Below are 16938 nucleotides of genomic sequence, written 5' to 3'. Positions count from 1 at the left end.
TCCCTCCGGCTCAGACGTAGGCCCGGCGGGCCGGGGTGTCGCGGAATCGGCAGCGCGCTCGCTCGCACAGGCGCGGCACCCAGGCCATCTGCCACATCAGTTCCACCCGGTCGATGTCGGCCACGACGTCGACCATGGGACGCGCGGCCGCGGCGCCGTCCACCGCGCGCCGGTACATCTGGGTGATCTTGGCGTTCTGCCGCAGGTTCGGGCTCTCCCTGCCGGGGACCTGAAGGGCCCGAACCCCGAGCGCGGCGAGGGTCGGCACGTCGCAGAGGGCGCAGTCACCCGCGCCGTCGAGGAATCCGCCGAGGTCGACGTCCTCTCCCGCCACGCCGCCGCGGTAGCCGGCTCGGCACCCCAGCCCCGCGCCGGGCTGGTCGGCGAGGCGACATCCGCGGCAGCCGAGCCCGGAGCCGGTCTGCACGGGTACCTCGATCTCGACGCCGAGCTGCGTGCCGAGCGCGGTGAACCGGGCGATCTCGTCGAGGGTGATTTCGTGGGGGAGCACGATGCGCCGCACGCCGTAGGTGGCGGCGATGTGGCGGGCGAAGGAGGTGGTGCTGACGCCGAGCTGCCCACCGGCGACCACATCCACTCCGGGATGGGCGTCGGTGAGCCAGGCCAGGGTCGCCAGGCTGCCGACTACCACGGTGTCGGCACCCGCCTCGATCCCGATCCGCGCGTGCGCGAGCCAGTCGTCGCGGCGCGAGGGCGCGACGGCGGGGGCATCGGCGCAGAAGTGCGCGCGCAGCCCACGGTGGTGCGCTTCGGTGACCAAGGCGGTGAGCGTTCGCCGGGTGGTGACCTGGGTGGGTTCGCCGTCGCGAGCGCTGGGCAGGCCGTCGAAGGAGAGCGCGCCACCGACCGGGGGGAGAGCGAGGTAGACCTCGCTCGCCCCCGCGGCCGCCTGCAGGTCCAGCATCTGCAACGACCGCACCGGCGCGTTCAACCCCACGACCGCACTGCTCGCGCCGCCGACGAAACCGGCTTCGACCGCGGTGTGGGGCGGGGCGAGCGCGAAGTCAGTCGCGGTCACGGGTGACCGCCCGCGAAAGCGCTGACGTCCTGCTCCACCAAGGCGCCGTCCTCCAGCCGCAGGAGGCGGTCGGCGATCGGCGCGAGCCGGGTGTCGTGGGTGACGATGACGACCGAGGTGCCGTTGGCCGATGCCAGCTCGGCCAGCTTCTCCACCACCCGCTGACCGGCGACGGAGTCAAGGTTCGCGGTGGGCTCGTCGGCGAGCACGACCTGCGGGCCGAGCGCCAGCGCGCGGGCCACCGCGACCCGCTGCTTCTCACCGCCGGAGAGGTCGGCGGGCCGGTGGTCGACGCGGTGCCCGAGACCCAGAGCCGTCAGCACCTCGCTCGCGCGTTCACCCGCGTGCTTCTTGGACACACCCGCGTAGCGCATCGGGACCATCACGTTCTCGCGCGCCGTCAGCGACTTGATCAGGTTGAACTGCTGGAAGACGAACCCCAGCTGCAGCAGCCGAGCCCGGGTCCGCTCGGACTCGCTCGCATCCTCCATCGATTGCCCGGCCAGCCGGACCTGCCCGGCGGTGGGCTTGAGCAGCAGGCCCATGACGAGCAGCGCGGTGGTCTTGCCGCCGCCGGACGGGCCGACGATGAGCGTGATCTCACCGCGGCGCACGCGCATGTCCACCTCGCGCAGGGCGTGGACCTCGCCTGGGCCGCTACCGTAGGTGTGGCGAACGCCGTCGAGGACGAGCAGGTCGGTGCCCTCGAACGGGGCGAGCGCGGGCCTGCCGCAGGTGCCGCACTTCGGCGGCGTCGCCGGGGCCGAGCAGACCGGGCAGGTCATCGGGTTCTCTCCAGGGGTGTCGGTCACCGGCGGAACACCACCGCGGCGTCGAGGCGGGCGACCCGCCGCACCGGGGTGATCGAGCCCAGCACGGCCATCAGCACGGTCACGCCGAACATGCCCGCGAGCATCACGGGGGTGACTTCGACGGTGACGTCGCCGAGCCCTTCTCGGATCCCGAATTGCGCCCCGTAGGCGATCCCGGCGCCTATCAGGTAGCCGACGACGGCCAGCAATCCGGCTTGCAGCAGGACTTCGCGGTAGAGCTGGCGGGAGGAGACGCCGACGGCCTTGAGCACGCCGAACTCCTGCATCTGCTCGGCGACGGTGGCCAGCACGGTCAGCGCGACCAGCGCGATGCCCACCAGCAGACCGATCGCGATCATCGCGTAGAGCGGCCTGCCGATCATCGACACGACGATCGCCTTGGAGTTCTCGGCGAACTCCTCGGAGGTGAGTGCGTCGACCGAGCCGACCTGCTCGTTGATCCGCGTGACCAGCGCGCTCGCCGACGTGCCGGGTTCGGGCTGTACCAGGTAGTAGGAGACGCGGTCGCCGGCGCGCAGCAGTTCGGCGGCGTCGTCGAGGGTGACGAAGGCGTAGAAGTTGCCGACCGCAGCGGTCTCGTCCGACAGCCCGACCACGGTGAACTCGCCGTCGACCAGTTCGACGGTATCCCCGACGGTGACCCCGTTCTTCGAGGCAAGCACCCGGTCCAGGACGACTTCGCCCGGCCCGACGTCGGCTCTGCCCTCGCTCACGCTCCACGGGCCGCCCTGGTGGGCTTGCGGGTCGTAGCCGAGCAGGTAGAAGGCGGTCTGGTTGCCGTCGCGGACGAAGCTGGACGGCACGCCGAGGATCGGCGAGACCTCACCGGCCCCGTCCACGCCCTCCAACTGCTGCTCGGTGTCGCCGGGTAGCCAGGACACCGAGCGGAACATCTGGGTCGTGCCCGGCTGGGCCACCCACACCGCGCCCCTGCTGTTGTCGATGTAGGTGGTGACCTGGTTGGTGGTGCCGACGAAGATGCCGGTCATCACCAGCACGAGCATGACGGCGAAGGCCACGCCGATGAGCGAGGTGATGAGCCGCCCGCGCTCGCCGAGCAGGTTCTTGATGGCGATCATCGCCCGGTCGTCCCCGTTCCCGTCGGTGTGAGCGCGCGGAGCCGGTGCACGGTCGCGGCCAGCAAGGCCGCGGCGTGGGCGACCTCCTCGCGCGTGGTGAACCGGCCGAAGGAGACGCGGACCGCGCTGCGGGCCCAGTCGACGGGCACGCCCATCGCGGTGAGCACGTGCGAGGGGCTGCTCTCCCCGGCGTGGCAGGCCGACCCGGCCGACAGGCAGACGCCGTGGGCGGCGAGGACATCGACGATGGTGTCGCCGCGCAGCCCGAGGAAGGACAGGTTCACCGTCTCCGGCATGCCGGGCGCGCCGATGCCGTTGATCCGCATGTCGGCGACCTCGGCGAGACCGTCCAGCAGGACCTGGCGCAGCTGCGGGCGTCGCTGCTGGTAGTCGATGTCGGCCAGGTGTGCCAGCGCCTGCACCGCGGCGGCGCCCATGCCGAGCACCCCGAGAGTGTTCTCCGTGCCCGCCCGCCTGCCCGCTTCCTGCCCGCCGCCGCGCAGCAGCGGCGCCAAACGCACCGACGGGGCGACTCGCAGCGCGCCGACTCCCTTGGGGCCGTGGAACTTGTGCGCCGAGATCGACACCAGGTCCGCGTCCACACAGGTCAGGTCGACCTTGCCCGCGGTCTGTACGGCGTCGGTGTGCACGAGAGCACCCGCCCGGTGGGCCAGGGCGGCGATCTCGGCGATCGGCTGGACGACGCCGGTCTCGTTGTTGGCGTGCATGACGCTGACGAGGACGGTGTTCGGACGCAGGGCGTCGGCGATCGTGCGCGGGTCGATCCAGCCCTCGGCGTTCGGGGCGACGACGGTGACCTCGGCGCCGAGGTCCTGGGCCAGGCACGCCGACTGCAGGACCGCGGAGTGCTCGATGGCGGTGGTGACGATGTGCGCCTGGCGCGGGTCGCCGTGGCCGAGGACGGTCCCGACGATGGCCATCGCGTTGGCCTCGGACCCGCCGCCGGTGAACACGACCTCCTCGGCGGGGCAGCCGAAGAGGCGCGCGACCTGGGCGCGGGCCCGGGTCAGCGCTTCCAGCGCCGCCTCGCCCGCGGGGTGGGCGCTGGAGGGGTTGCCGAACAGCTCGATCCCGGCGCGGATGGCTTCGGCCGCGGCGGGGCACAGCGGGGAGGTGGCCGCGTTGTCGAGGTAGACGACCGCGGGCGCGGTGGGCAGCGCGAGCTCAGGCGCTACAGCTGATCGGGTCATCGTCGTTCACCCCGTTCCGGTGGTTGGCGACCAGCCGCTGCAGCACGTCCGCGCCGAGGGCGGCGACGTGCTTCTGGTCGGGGCCGAGCCCGCCGAGCAGTTCCTCCATGCGCGCGGCGTCGATCTGCTCGAGTGCCGCCAGCTGGGCGCCGGTCGCGGTCTCGGTGAGCAGGCTGGCGGTGGCCAGCGACGCCGAGCAGCCGTGGGCCCGGAATCGGATCTCGGACACGACCGGGCCGTCCACGCGGGCGGTGAGCAGGATCTGGTCGCCGCAGACCGGGTTGCCGACGAACGCGCGCACGTCGGCGTTCTCGATCTCACCGGCGTTGCGGGGGTTGGTGAAGTGGTCGACGACGGTGGGGCTGAACCGGGGCATGGGTCACCGGCCCGCTTCCGCGCCGGGGACGGCGCACTCGGCCACGACTTCCTGGGACTCGATGAACTTCTCGATGCTGACCGCGCAGCAGCCCAGCTCGGCGCCGTGGGCGCGGCGGTGGAAGGTGACGGTCTGCCCGGTGCGCCCGCATGGGCACGGCGTCTCGTCGACCTCGCCGATGTCCTCGGTGAGGATGAAGCCCGGGTAGCCGCCGCTGAGCGCGTCGAGGATGCCGATCGTGCCCGTGCGGCCCGCGGGCAGCTCGAGGTAGGGGTCGGTGACGTCGCGGATGGAGACGTGGCACCACGGCGGCACGTGCTTGCGGTGCTCGGCGCACTCGATGGCGAGCATGTTGGTCTCGATCAGGCCGTACATGTCGCGCACCCGGTCGGTGCCGATGCCGAGGTACTCCTCGATCTTGGCGTTGAAGTCCTCGCGGCTCATCGACTCGCCGGTGTAGCGCTTCCACCCGCCGAGGGTGATCACCATCGACTCCGGGTCGAGCTTGAGGCGGATGTCCTCCAGCTCCAGGAACCGCAGCAGCCGGTTGACCAGGAACGGCGGGCCGACGATGTAGCGGGTCATGGAGCCGTCCCAGCGCTCCAGGTAGTCCAGCGCCTCCTGCGGGTCGAAGGCGTAGTCCTTGACGAGGTAGGTGTGGTCGTCGAAGAGCCCGTTGAGCAGGTTGAACACCTTCACCATGCCCATCTCCGGCGTCTCGGCCGTCGACGGGCACAGGAACAGGCCCGCGCCCTTGGAGATGGAGAACAGGTCGCGGTACTGGCCCAGGATCGCCAGCGCCGTGTTGGTCACCGTCGCCGCGTCCCGCCGGGCCACCGACGGCACGCCACCGGTGCCGGTCGAGCGGATCTCCAGCTCGATGTCGTTGAGCGGGACCGACAGCAGCACGTGCGCGTCGGGCTGCTTGAACATCTTCACCGGCAGCAGCGGGATCTTCACCAGCCCCGACCGCGTGCGCTCCAGGTTCTGCGGGGTCAACCCGATCGCGTCGCACTGGGCCCGGAAGAACTCGTTGTCGCGGAAGTGGGTCGCGAAGGCGTCCGCGATCACCTCGGCCACGGTGACCTGCCACTGCGTCTCGGGTGCCCGCGACGTGGCCGCGAACGACCCCAACAACGACGCCAAACTCATGTTCGTCCCCTCGGAGAGAACCGCCCCGGGCTACCGTGTGGACAGGTGCGGTCGGGGGCGGAGCTGATCTACTACCGCCGTAGTACGACTTCGATAGTAGACATCTCCCGGGTGACGCGTGGCGTTACCGGCACATCTGTGTGACCAAAGTTTGCGCGGGCGTTACTACGACTGTGGTAGTACTACTCCCATCGTGTTCAGTGAAGTACGCTCGGCCGGTGGCGAAGTTGGGGGACCTGGAGCGAGCCGTCCTGGACTGCCTGTGGCAGTCCGGCGAGCCCGCGACGGTTCGCGAGGTGCACGAGGCGCTGCTGCCTCAACGCCAGCTCGCGTACACCACCGTCATGACCACCCTGCAGCGCCTGGCCAAGAAGGGCCTGGTGCGGCAGGACGCCGGGGATCGCGCACACCGGTTCAGCGCGATCGCGACCCGCGACGAGCTCTTCGCCGAGCTGATGTCCGAAGCGCTGGGCATCGTCGGCGACGACCGGCACGTGCTCGTACGCTTCATCGACCGCATGGGACCGCAAGCCCGTGAAGTGCTCAGCGACGCGCTGCACGAGGCAGACAGACAGACCGAGGGGGACGGCCGCGGGTAGCGCACACCGGCCGTCGGTGAAGGGGAAACCGTGACGGCTCTCGAACTGGTCGTGTTCGCCGTCGTCCTGGTCGTCGCCACGACCACCGCCATCACCCGAACCACCTGGCCCTACCGCGCGCCGTGCGCCGCCCTGGTCTTCTGGGCCGCAGGTCTCGCCGCGGCGGGCAGCGCGCTCGTCCTCGCCGTCGTGGTGCTCTTCGCCGACCCGCACCCCTACCGAGGAGTCACCGCCTACTTCGGCGTCGCCGGCGCCATCGCGATCACTGCCGCAGGCTGGCTCGCCGTCCGCATCATCCGCCGCTTCCTCGCGATGATCTGCGCCGCCCGCCCACGACGGCAACGCCACTCCGACCTGCTCGACCTGTTCGCCACCGCCCTACCCGGCCACTCCGACGTCTCCGTCCTCAACCACGACACCCCGCTCGCCTACTGCGTCCCCGGCCTGCCCACCCACCGCGTCGTGGTCTCCAACGGCCTGCTCACCACCCTCACCGCACCCGAACTCGACGCCGTCCTCGCCCACGAACGCCACCACCTTGCAGGCCGCCACCACCTCGTCACCCACCTCGGCGACGCCCTCGCCGCCACCCTGCCCCGCTGGCGCGCCGCACCCCACCTCGTCACCCGCCTGGCCGAACTGGTCGAGATGTGCGCCGACTGCGCCGCCCGCCGCCACGCGGGCAACCACGCCACCGCCCGCGCCCTCATCGCCCTGAGCAACATGCCTTCCCTCACCGACACCCTCCCCGCAAGCGGCCGCGCGGTCCAGGTACGACTCCGCCACCTACTTCTCGACACCAGATGCTGCCGCTCCCCCCGAGCCGTCACCATCTTCGGCCTGGCCGGAACCACCGCCGTCGCCCCGATTCTGGGCACCGCAGTCGTGCTGATCACCGAGCTGTGCATGTGGGTCTGCGTCTGAACGGCGTCTGCCCCGAACCGCGGCGGAACGACCAAGACTCTAGCGGTGAGACCAGAACGCTACGCCTGATAGTTCTGCGCGTCGGAGTGAACGCATCGGCGTGCGATCAGGCTAGGGGGACGAGTCGTCGCGGCCCGCGTGATGCCGACCGACATGATCAGTCAGGCCAGCGAGATGCCTAGCGCCCCGGCGGCAAGCCTCGGGGGAGGGTGGGCCGCGCCTTTCGCTGCGGCGATCACGCCGTAGGCAGTGAACCGGCCGTTGTCGGGGCACGAGGTCGGCGACGAAGCGAAGGTATTGAGTTGGAGTCCTGCACGCTCATCGCGACGTTCGCAGCAGCACGCCGACGGTGATTACCCCCAGCGGTCCCGCGATGCAGGCCGACCTCGGCCGTGAAACGGCTTAACCGAAACGCGAGGCGGTAGCTCGAAGGGGCCGTGGCGACTCTAGACCCTTTCCTCCGACATCGGCCTGCGGCGAACAGGACGCGCCCGTCCGGGTGAACTGCGAGGCTCCTGGCGTAAGGGAGCGGCCGTCATGGTGTCCCGTGGCCGATGTCGTCTGACGATCGGAAATCCTGATGACGGTGCCTTGCTCGTCGCGACCGGTCACGTTGGCGGAGTGGTTCGCCTCGATGACACCGCAGGAGTGCGTCGGTGCGGAGCCTTCAGTCCAAGGATCAATGCGATTCTTGTTCTATGGCCGTGCATCAACGGTTGAGCATCAAGACCCGCGAACGTCGCGAGCATGGCAGATGGATGTGGCCAGTCGGTTGATCTCTGGGCACGGGCAGATCGTGGGGGAGCTCTTCGAGGTCGGTTGCTCGCGACAGGTGCCGTGGCACAAGCGTCCGAAGGCCAGCGCCTTGTTGGAGATGATCGCGGATCCGGCGAATCGGATTGGCGGGATCGTGGTGGGTGAGTACGAGCGGGCCTTCGATGTCGGGCAGCTTGGTGCGCTGCGTCCTGTGTTGGAGCGTCACGGTGTGCAGTTGTGGTTGCCGGAGGCCGGGGGAGCGGTGGAGTTCGGATCGTCGTTGCACGAGGCGCTGGCGACCGTGCTGGCGGCGCGGTCGCATGCAGAGGTGATCCGCGCACGGCACCGGGTGTTGGTGGCGATGCGGATGCAGACCATCGAACAGGGCCGTTTCCTTGGTGGCCGTCCGCCCTACGGGTATCGGCTGACGGATGATGGTCCGCACCCGAACCGGGCGATGGGCCGTCGTGGGGTGAGGTTGCTTCGTCTGGCCCCTGACCCTGTCACGGCGCCCACGGTGAGGTGGATGTTCGCCGAGCGATTGGCTGGTCGTAGCGTGGCGGGTATCGCTCGGGAGTTGAACGAACGTGAGGTGCCTGGACCTTCCGGGGTCGACCCGGACCGCAATCGGCACCGTGTACGCCGCGATTGGTCTCTGCGGACGGTGACCGAGATTCTGTCCAATCCGAGGTACACGGGCTATCAGGTCTGGAACCGTACCAGCGCCGACCGCACCGACCTCTCGCCTGCCGGGCGGCGCCCGACCGTGCGCAACGATCCAGCGGATTGGGTGACCTCAGCGCAGATCGCCCATCCGCCGCTGGTGTCAGAGCGAGACTTCGTCGCCGTGCAAGCGGTTCGTGCCAGACGACCCAATGCTCAGGGGAGCACGCACATCTACCAGTTGACCGGCAGGCTGCAGTGCGGACTGTGTGGTCGGAGCATGGAGGCGCATCGCGTTCACGGCCGGGCGGCCTACCGGTGTCGACACGGGTACCGCAGCACGCACACTCGCTCGACCGATTCTGCCCGGGCGTTGTACTTCCGAGAGGACCACCTACTCGACCGCATAGCCGACCTCCTCACCTTTGCCGCCTTGGCGGCCGACCCAACGCCGGAACAGGCGGCACACATCGTTCGCCAACTCACCCTCACGTTTCGGTGCGAGCCCGGAACCGTCGTCTTGCTGAACCAACCGGATGTCTCGAGGCGCCCGGTCCCAACTGGACACAGGTCAGTCGAGGTCCACGTTCCGAAGACGGACATGGACCCGGCGCTTGATCACCCAACCAAGCCAGCCGGCACCATCGAGAACGCCGGTCCGTTCAGCCGCCCCGTCAGCCCGGACCCGGCAACCACATCCGACCCCACGCGCGTCGGCCGCCCGCGGACCCGCCAGACCTATCGCCGCGCTCGAACGACTCAGCTACGCGCGGTACGAGACCGCCTCCGATCAGCGCGCAGCGTCACCCACTCCGCTGTCGACGAGCGTGCAACTTCCCGGCGACCGTTCAGCGGCTTGTCCTCAACAACCCATGAAGCATTACCTCATGAAATGTCAGGCGACTATGGGACAGGCGCTAGAAGGCTCCGCGACCTGGAATGCATTACCCCACGAGCCCAACTGATAGAATCAGCTAAGGCCCGTGGGGTAATGATGTGTCCGAGGGGGGACTTGAACCCCCACCCCCTTAACGGGGACTAGCACCTCAAGCTAGCGCGTCTGCCATTCCGCCACCCGGACATCGCGGAGGGTTTGAACCTCTCGCGTGGTGTGGGGATACCTTAGCTGATCGCGCTGGGAGGGCTCAAATCGGGGGTGGGGGTGCACGTTGGGGCTGGTTGCGGGGCTGGGGCAGGCGAAGTGGCGGATGTCTGGGGGATTGGGCCTTGGTGACCAGGGGCGCATCCAGGCTTCGTAGTCGGGCAGGGCGGTAGAGGGTGGGGTCGGTGGCGAGGATGTAGCCGCTGAGCAGGGCTCGGGAGGGAGGGGAACGCGCGGGTGGGGCTGAGGTGGGCTTGGCGGCCTCGGGTGGTGTTGTGCCAGCGCCAGCGCATGTCGTCGGTGGGGGTTCGGGTGACGAGTGGGGATTCGCTGACCTTTCCGAGGCCGGCGACCCAGGTCGCGGTGATGCTCAGGTTGCGGGACTGGGTGGTTCGCTTCGGGGAGTTCAACCAGCACCTGGCCACCTGGATGGGCTGCCGGGCTCCGACGCCAACGCTCGGGGGCCGTGCGCGAGTTCCTGGCGTTCGCGGGCCAGAGGAGATCGGCCGACACCCAGCGCGCGGCCGACGTCGATGATCTGAGAGCCGCAACCGCGTTCCTGGAGCGCATGTGCGACGCCGCCCGCCGTGCGGGCGAGCGGCTCGCGCGGGAAACCGGGGGCGCACGCCGCGACGAGTCGCCAGGGGGAGGTTTCTCGCCGGCGGCGTGCACCTGACACGGAGGCGCTCCCGGATTTCGCACCCCCGGGAGCGCCTCCGTGAGCCGAGGCGGACGGTCGCGTTCTCCCGTCCGCGCTCGCCACAGGGTCTTCGGTGCCGTCGTCTCATCGGATGTGGCAGAGGGCGAGACCTTCCGTCGGTTCACCCGCATGGAGTACATGGCTCAGGCGATCGGCGTCCCGAGATCGCGCGCGAGGTCGGTGACGACGGGGAGGCACGCCTCCAGTAGCCGCTTGCCGCGTTTGGTGGTGCGGTAGCGGCGCAGGCGCCTGCCCGCCTCTGCGGTCGTGGCGGACTTCAGCAGGCCCGCTTCCTGCATGCGGTGCAGCAGCGGGTAGAGGGTGCCGGGGGACACGCGGTGCCCTCGCGTGGCCAGTTCCTCGGCCAGGGCGGCCCCGTGGATGGGGGACTGGGCCGCGTGGTGGAGGACTCGCAGGCGCAGGGCACCGGTGTGGAACTCGCGGAGGACATCCATCGGTCCAGGATATCGCGAACCGATATCGCACCCCGATTCGCCGTCATTTCTCAGTCCTTGCAAGTAATATCGCGAAGCGATATCGTCTGGCGATTCAGAAGTTGTTGAGGGGAAAGCGATCCTCGATGTGATACCGCGCACCGATCGGGTGATCCGGCGCGACGAAAGGTGGTCACCACCGGTAATGTCTGCTGGCTGTCGATGCCGCCAGACAGGTGAGGAACGCGAAGAACGCCGATGTCCGTTGACGCATATCCCGCCCTCGCCCAGCGCGCCGTGTTCCGCTCCGGCCCGGAGAGCCCGCCGCGGACCCTGCTCGACATCCTCGCCGCCACGGCCGCCCGCCACCCCCACGCCGCCGCCCTGGACGACGGTGCGACCGTCCTCGACTACGCCGCGCTGATGGTCGAGGTCGACCGCCTCGCCGGGGTCTTGGCGCTCTCCGGCGTCGGGCTGGGGGATCGGGTCGGGGTTCGGGTGCCGTCTGGGTCTGTTGACCTCTACGTGGCGATCCTCGCCGTTCTCCAGGCTGGGGCCGCCTACGTGCCGGTCGACTTCGACGATCCCGAGGAGCGCGCTGACACCGTCTTCGGCGAAGCGGGGGTGGCCGTCGTCATCGGTGAGGACCGTGCCATCACGCGGCGGGGGACCCCCACCGGGGCGCCGGGCACGCCCACGCCGGAGCACGACGCCTGGATCATCTTCACCTCCGGCTCCACCGGCAAACCCAAGGGCGTCGCCGTCAGCCACCGCTCGGCCGCGGCGTTCGTCGACGCCGAGGCGGGGCTGTTCCTGCCCGAGCGGTCCATCGGACCCGACGACCGCGTCCTGGCCGGGCTCTCGGTCGCCTTCGACGCCTCCTGCGAGGAGATGTGGCTGGCCTGGCGCAACGGGGCCTGCCTGGTCGCCGCGCCCCGCTCGCTCGTGCGCTCCGGTGTCGACCTCGGGGCCTGGCTGGTCGAGCGCGGCATCACCGTCGTCTCCACCGTGCCCACCCTCGCCGCCTTGTGGCCGACCGACGCCCTCGCCGACGTGCGCCTGCTCATCCTCGGCGGCGAGGCCTGCTCCGCCGAACTGGCCGCCCGCCTCGCCGCCCCCGGCCGCGAGGTCTGGAACACCTACGGCCCGACCGAGGCCACCGTGGTCGCCTGCGCCGCCCAGCTCACCGGCGAGGGCCCCGTCCGCATCGGGCTTCCGCTGGAGGGCTGGGAGCTGGCCGTGGTCGACAGCCACGGCGAGCCGGTGGCCGTCGGGGAGTCCGGCGAGCTGGTGATCGGCGGCGCGGGCCTGGCCCGCTACCTCGACCCGGTCAAGGACGCCGAGAAGTTCGCCGCGCTGCCCGCCCTCGGCTGGCAGCGCGCCTACCGCAGTGGCGACCTCGTCCGCGGTGACGCCGACGGCCTGGTCTTCCTCGGCCGCGCCGACGAGCAGATCAAGCTGCACGGCAGGCGCATCGAGCTGGGCGAGATCGACGCCGCCCTCGCCGCGCTCCCGGGCGTCGCCGGCGCTGCGGCCGCCGTGCGCACCACCCCGGCGGGCAGCCAGGTCCTCGTCGGCTACGTCGCCGCCGAGCCCGGCTTCGACCCCGAGGCAGCGCGCGGGCAGCTCGCCGCCGTGCTGCCCGCCGCGCTCGTCCCGCTGCTGGCCCGCGTTGACGCCCTGCCCACCCGCATTTCTGGCAAGGTCGACCGCGACCGCCTGCCCTGGCCGCTGACCACCACCGAGGCCGCAGGCAGGCTGACCCCGACGCAGGCCCGCCTCGCCGAGCACTGGACCGAGATCATCGGCGTCGGCCCGACCGGACCCGGCGCGGACTTCTTCGCCGCGGGCGGCGGCAGCCTCGCCGCCGCGCAGCTGGTCTCCCGCGTCCGCGCCACCCACCCGGGCATCGCCGTCGCCGACCTCTACGCCAACCCCACCCTGGGCGCGCTCGCCGCCCTCATCGACTCCTCGGCGGCCGTCGCAGGCGCCGACCGCGACGTGAAACCCACCCCGCGCTCCGCCGGGCTCGTCCAGGCGCTGCTCAGCGTCCCCATGCTCGCCGTCGTCGGCGCCCGCTGGGCCGTCGGCCTGGCCGCGCTCGCCAACGTCCTCGACACCACCTGGGCCCCCACGACGCCCTGGTGGCTGATCATCACCGGCTGGGTCGTCCTGCTCTCCCCGCCCGGACGCATCGCGCTCGCCGCGGGCACGGCCCGGCTGCTGCTGCGCGGCGTCGCCCCCGGCGCCTACCCGCGCGGCGGGAGCGTGCACCTGCGGCTGTGGGCCGCCGAGCGCGTCGCCGAGTTGTCCGGGGTCACCGGCGTCGGCTGCGCGCCCTGGCTGCGCCACTACGCCCGCGCTCTCGGGGCGGTCGTCGGCGACGACGTCGACCTGCACTCCGCGCCCCCGGTCACCGGGCTGCTGCGGATCGGCCGCGGCGCGGCGGTGGAACCCGAGGTGGACCTCGCCGGGCACTGGCTCGACGGCGACGTGCTGCACATCGGCGCGATCCGCATCGGCGCGGGCGCCGTCGTCGGCTCGCGCAGCACCCTGCTGCCGGGGGCCCGCGTCGGCAAGCGCGCCGAGGTCGCGCCCGGCTCCGGCGTCGCAGGCGAGGTCCCGGCAGGCCAGCGGTGGGGCGGATCGCCCGCCGCGCGCACCGGCCGGGCCACCCGACGCGGCCCGCGACCGCCGCGCAAAGCCGGGTGGACCGCGGGCTACGGGCTCACCTCGACCGGGTTGAGCCTGCTGCCCGCCCTCGCCGCCGTCCCCGCGCTGCTCGTCCTCGCCGCCGCCGTCGCGGGCACCCCCGACCTCGCCGCCGCGCTCGGCTCGGCGCTGATCGCCGTGCCGGTGGCCACCATCGCCTACCTCGGCACCTACGCCCTCATCGTGCTGAGCACCGTCCGCCTGCTCTCGATCGGTCTACGGCCGGGGGAGTACCCCGTGCACAGCCGCATCGCCTGGCAGGCCTGGACCACCGAGCGGCTCATGGACCTCGCCCGCGGCGCGCTGTTCCCGCTGTACGCCAGCCTGGCCACGCCGGTGTGGCTGCGGGCGCTGGGCATGCGGGTCGGCAGGCGCGTCGAGGCCTCCACGGTGCTCGCCCTGCCCAGCCTGACCACCGTCGGCGACGGCGCGTTCCTCGCCGACGACACCATGGTCGGCTCCTACGAACTCGGCGGCGGACGGCTGCGCATCGCCACCGCGCGGGTCGGCAAGCGCGCGTTCCTCGGCAACTCCGGCATGGCCGCCGCGGGGCGCAAGGTGCCCAACCGCGGCCTGGTCGGCGTGCTGTCCTCCACCCCGAAGAAGGCGAAGGCGGGCACCTCCTACCTCGGCATGCCGCCCATCAAGCTGCCGCGCACCGCCGAGACCGGCGACGAGAGCACCACCTTCGCCCCGCCGGCCCGGCTCGTGGCGGCCAGGGCGCTGGTCGAACTGTGCAGGCTCGTGCCCGTCGCCCTGTCTGTCGCCCTGCTGGTGCTGGTCGCGGGCGGGTTCTTCGCCCTGGTGCCGATCTGGGGAGGCTGGGCGGCCCTAACCGTCGGCGGGCTGCTGGCCGTGGCGGGCGTCGCGGCATGCGGACTCGCGGTCGCCGCGAAGTGGCTGCTCGTCGGCCGCTTCCGCACCACCCGCAAGCCGCTGTGGAGCGCGTTCGTCTGGCGCGCTGAGCTGGCCGACACCTTCGTCGAGGTGCTCGGCGCGCGGTGGGCGGCCCCGCTGGCGCAGGGCACCCCCGCCCTGTCGCTGTGGCTGCGCGGACTCGGCGCGCGCATCGGCGCGGGCGCCTGGCTGGAGACCTACTGGCTCCCCGAGGCCGACCTCGTGTCGGTGGGCGCAGGAGCCACCGTCAACCGGGGCTGCGTCGTGCAGACCCACCTGTTCCACGACCGCATCATGGCGCTGGACGCGGTGACCCTCGGCGCGGGCGCCACGCTCGGCCCGCACGGCATCGCCCTGCCCAGCAGCGCCGTCGGCGACAGCGCCACCGTCGGGCCCGCGTCCCTGGTCATGCGGGGCGAGTCGGTGCCGGCGGGCACGCGGTGGATCGGCAATCCGATCGAGGTGTGGCCGTCCTGTTGAATGGGCTGATGGGCGCCCGCGACGACTACCTGCCGCGCAGCGGTGACAGCGGCTACCGGGTCGCCGAGTACGACCTGGAGATCGACTACCGAGTGGGGCCGGGCAGACTCACCGGGCGCGCCCGGATCGTCGCGGTGGCCGAGGGCCAGCTGCGCAGGCTGACCCTGGACCTCGCCGCGCCGCTGCGGGTCGCCAAGGTCGCCGTGGACGGCAGGCTCGCCCGCTACGGCCACGTGGGCGGCAAGCTCACCGTCACCCCGGCCCGCCCGCTCGCGGCGGGCGCGGCGTTCACCGTGGACATCCGCTACTCCGGCAACCCCGCGCCGATCCGCGGCCGGTGGGGCGACATCGGCTGGGACCACCTGGACGACGGTGTCCTGGTCGCCGCCCAGCCGATCGGCGCGCCGTCCTGGTTCCCGTGCAACGACCACCCCTCGGACAAGGCCGCCTACCGGATCGCGGTCACCACCGCGTCGGCCTACCAGGTCATGGTGACCGGCGTCCTGGAGTCGACCCGCCGGTCGAGCAGCACCACCACGTGGGTCTACCGCCTCGCCGCGCCGACGCCGACCTACCTGGTGAGCGTGCAGATCGGCCGCTACGTCCTGCACCACAGCCCCGGCCAGGTCCCCACGACGGTCGCCGCTCCCGCGCGGGCCGCCGCCGCCGCTCGCCACGACTTCGCCCGCCAGCAGCGGATGATCGCCGAGTTCGGCGCGCTGTTCGGGCCGTACCCGTTCCCGGAGTACTCGGTCGTGGTCGCCGACGCCGACTTGGACGTCCCTGTCGAGGCCCAGGCGCTGTCGGTGTTCGGCACCAACCACGTCGACGGGCGGCGCGGCTCGGAGCGGCTGATCGCCCACGAGCTGGCCCACCAGTGGTTCGGCAACAGCCTGACGATCGCGGCGTGGCGCCACATCTGGCTCAACGAGGGCTTCGCGACCTACGCGGAGTGGCTGTGGTCGGAAGCCTCCGGGGGACTACCCGCCGCCACCCACGCGGGCCGCGCCCGGCGGGAACTCGCGGCGGCCCCGCAGGACCTGGTCCTGGCCGACCCGGGGGTGGACAGGCTCTTCGACGACCGGGTGTACCTGCGCGGTGCGCTCACCCTGCACGCCCTGCGGGGGCGGCTGGGGGAGGAGCGGTTCTGGGCGCTGGTCGCGGCCTGGGTGGAAGGGCACGCGTACGGGACAGTGACCACGGAGGGGTTCCTCGCGCACTGCGCGGCCTACGGGGACGTCGTCGGGCTGCTGAGCGCGTGGGTGCTCTCGCCCGCGCTGCCGCGCGCGGCCTGAGCGCTCAGAGCACGTGCGCGGCGGCGTCCCAGTCGACCTCCACGACGCCTGGGTCTTGCGGGTCCACCAGCACGGGGAGCACCGATCCGGGACGCAGCGCGCCCACCAGGTGCACCGGGACGGCGGTGCGCACGTCGACGGTCCCGCTCGCGCCGACGGTGAGGGACAGGCGCAGCACAGGGCTGGTGCCGTACTGCGATGAGGTCGACCGGATGGCGTTCACCTCGGCTTGGGCGCGCAGGCCGGACTGGCGCAGTCGCGCGGTGCGGCGGGCCCGGCGGGTCAGCCAGACACCCAGGCCGAGCGCGATCGGGCCCCACGGGGCGATGGCCAGCAGGGACCAGGTCCACACGGGCGGATCGCCGAGAACCAGGTAGGCCACGAAGCCGATGGCCGTGACCGAGAGCGCGGTGCCGAGCACCAGCAGCACGGTGCCCGCGGTGGTGCCGCGGGTGGGGCGGATCGCGGTCTCGTAGGGCGTCGGCACACGTCCTCCTCTGTCGGCGGTCTCCTACCAAGAGTAGGACGACCAGGCTCTGCCCGCTTGAACTCCCCTGGCTTTACTATTCACTAATCACTATCAAGATAATGGACTGTTTGCCAGGACGCTTGGACAACGGCAGGCGGGCGACTCGCGACGAAAGACAAAGCGCACGGGCAGGGCCAGGTGGTCGGCGAGGGATCGG

Annotated in this window: 14 protein-coding genes and 1 tRNA gene; 6 read left to right on the top strand and 9 right to left on the bottom strand. The window is 71.6% G+C overall.

Annotation, left to right across the window (positions count from 1 at the left end; genetic code table 11):
- Positions 1-10 precede the first annotated feature (10 nt).
- Genes ACFPM7_RS15340 through ACFPM7_RS15315 form a run of 6 tightly spaced genes read right to left on the bottom strand, consistent with a single transcriptional unit; the run spans position 11 to position 5690 of the window.
- Complete coding sequence (locus ACFPM7_RS15340; RefSeq protein WP_378248282.1) at positions 11-1039, bottom strand: peptidase U32 family protein; 1029 nt, start codon at positions 1037-1039, stop codon at positions 11-13.
- Complete coding sequence (locus ACFPM7_RS15335) at positions 1036-1851, bottom strand: ABC transporter ATP-binding protein (protein WP_378248281.1); 816 nt, start codon at positions 1849-1851, stop codon at positions 1036-1038. The genes ACFPM7_RS15340 and ACFPM7_RS15335 overlap by 4 nt, the downstream gene beginning before the upstream one ends.
- The gene (locus tag ACFPM7_RS15330; protein WP_378248280.1) at positions 1848-2951 is read right to left on the bottom strand and encodes an ABC transporter permease; all 1104 of its coding nucleotides are present in this window, start codon (positions 2949-2951) and stop codon (positions 1848-1850) included. Before ACFPM7_RS15330 ends, ACFPM7_RS15335 begins: the two co-directional genes overlap by 4 nt.
- The gene (locus tag ACFPM7_RS15325; protein ID WP_378248279.1) at positions 2948-4162 is read right to left on the bottom strand and encodes a cysteine desulfurase family protein; all 1215 of its coding nucleotides are present in this window, start codon (positions 4160-4162) and stop codon (positions 2948-2950) included. Before ACFPM7_RS15325 ends, ACFPM7_RS15330 begins: the two co-directional genes overlap by 4 nt.
- Positions 4137-4538 carry an iron-sulfur cluster assembly scaffold protein gene (locus ACFPM7_RS15320; protein ID WP_378248278.1) on the bottom strand — a complete coding sequence of 134 codons (402 nt, stop codon included), beginning with the start codon at positions 4536-4538 and terminating at the stop codon, positions 4137-4139. Before ACFPM7_RS15320 ends, ACFPM7_RS15325 begins: the two co-directional genes overlap by 26 nt.
- Positions 4539-4541: 3 nt before the next feature.
- Positions 4542-5690, bottom strand: coding sequence for a LuxE/PaaK family acyltransferase (locus tag ACFPM7_RS15315; RefSeq protein ID WP_378248277.1), 1149 nt, complete (start codon positions 5688-5690; stop codon positions 4542-4544).
- Positions 5691-5908: 218 nt separating this feature from the next.
- Between ACFPM7_RS15315 and ACFPM7_RS15310 the strand changes: the two genes are divergently transcribed.
- The 3 genes from ACFPM7_RS15310 (at position 5909) to ACFPM7_RS15300 (ending at position 9674) form a co-directional block, all read left to right on the top strand.
- Positions 5909-6289 carry a BlaI/MecI/CopY family transcriptional regulator gene (locus ACFPM7_RS15310; RefSeq protein WP_378248276.1) on the top strand — a complete coding sequence of 127 codons (381 nt, stop codon included), beginning with the start codon at positions 5909-5911 and terminating at the stop codon, positions 6287-6289.
- Positions 6290-6319: 30 nt separating this feature from the next.
- Complete coding sequence (locus ACFPM7_RS15305; protein WP_378248275.1) at positions 6320-7213, top strand: M56 family metallopeptidase; 894 nt, start codon at positions 6320-6322, stop codon at positions 7211-7213.
- A 580-nt stretch (positions 7214-7793) separates the two neighbouring features.
- Entirely contained in the window at positions 7794-9674 is a 1881-nt protein-coding gene (locus ACFPM7_RS15300) for a recombinase family protein (RefSeq protein ID WP_378248399.1), read from the top strand.
- On the opposite strand, the gene ACFPM7_RS15295 is transcribed toward ACFPM7_RS15300, so the two are convergent.
- Positions 9630-9713, bottom strand: a tRNA-Leu gene (locus ACFPM7_RS15295). The two genes, ACFPM7_RS15300 and ACFPM7_RS15295, sit on opposite strands and share 45 nt — an antisense overlap.
- A 487-nt stretch (positions 9714-10200) precedes the next feature.
- Here ACFPM7_RS15295 and ACFPM7_RS15290 point away from each other — a divergent pair.
- Positions 10201-10410 carry a hypothetical protein gene (locus ACFPM7_RS15290; RefSeq protein ID WP_378248274.1) on the top strand — a complete coding sequence of 70 codons (210 nt, stop codon included), beginning with the start codon at positions 10201-10203 and terminating at the stop codon, positions 10408-10410.
- A 167-nt stretch (positions 10411-10577) separates the two neighbouring features.
- Here ACFPM7_RS15290 and ACFPM7_RS15285 read toward each other — a convergent pair whose 3' ends face one another.
- Positions 10578-10889, bottom strand: a complete 312-nt coding sequence (locus tag ACFPM7_RS15285) for a PadR family transcriptional regulator (RefSeq protein ID WP_378248273.1) — start codon at positions 10887-10889, stop codon at positions 10578-10580.
- Between the two features lie 237 nt (positions 10890-11126).
- On the opposite strand from ACFPM7_RS15285, the gene ACFPM7_RS15280 reads away from it, so the two are divergent.
- A complete protein-coding gene (locus ACFPM7_RS15280; RefSeq protein WP_378248272.1) occupies positions 11127-14957 on the top strand; it encodes a Pls/PosA family non-ribosomal peptide synthetase in 3831 nt (1276 codons plus the stop codon).
- 8 nt (positions 14958-14965) lie between these two features.
- Positions 14966-16252, top strand: coding sequence for a M1 family metallopeptidase (locus tag ACFPM7_RS15275; protein WP_378248271.1), 1287 nt, complete (start codon positions 14966-14968; stop codon positions 16250-16252).
- A gap of 4 nt (positions 16253-16256) precedes the next feature.
- On the opposite strand, the gene ACFPM7_RS15270 is transcribed toward ACFPM7_RS15275, so the two are convergent.
- Positions 16257-16739: a hypothetical protein gene (locus ACFPM7_RS15270; protein WP_378248270.1), complete on the bottom strand. Its 483-nt coding sequence runs from the start codon at positions 16737-16739 to the stop codon at positions 16257-16259.
- Positions 16740-16938 lie beyond the last annotated feature (199 nt).

Origin of the sequence: Actinokineospora guangxiensis (assembly GCF_042657845.1) — a bacterium.
In the GTDB taxonomy this organism is placed as follows: Bacteria; Actinomycetota; Actinomycetes; order Mycobacteriales; family Pseudonocardiaceae; genus Actinokineospora; species Actinokineospora guangxiensis.
This window is presented reverse-complemented; position numbering and strand designations above follow the sequence as displayed.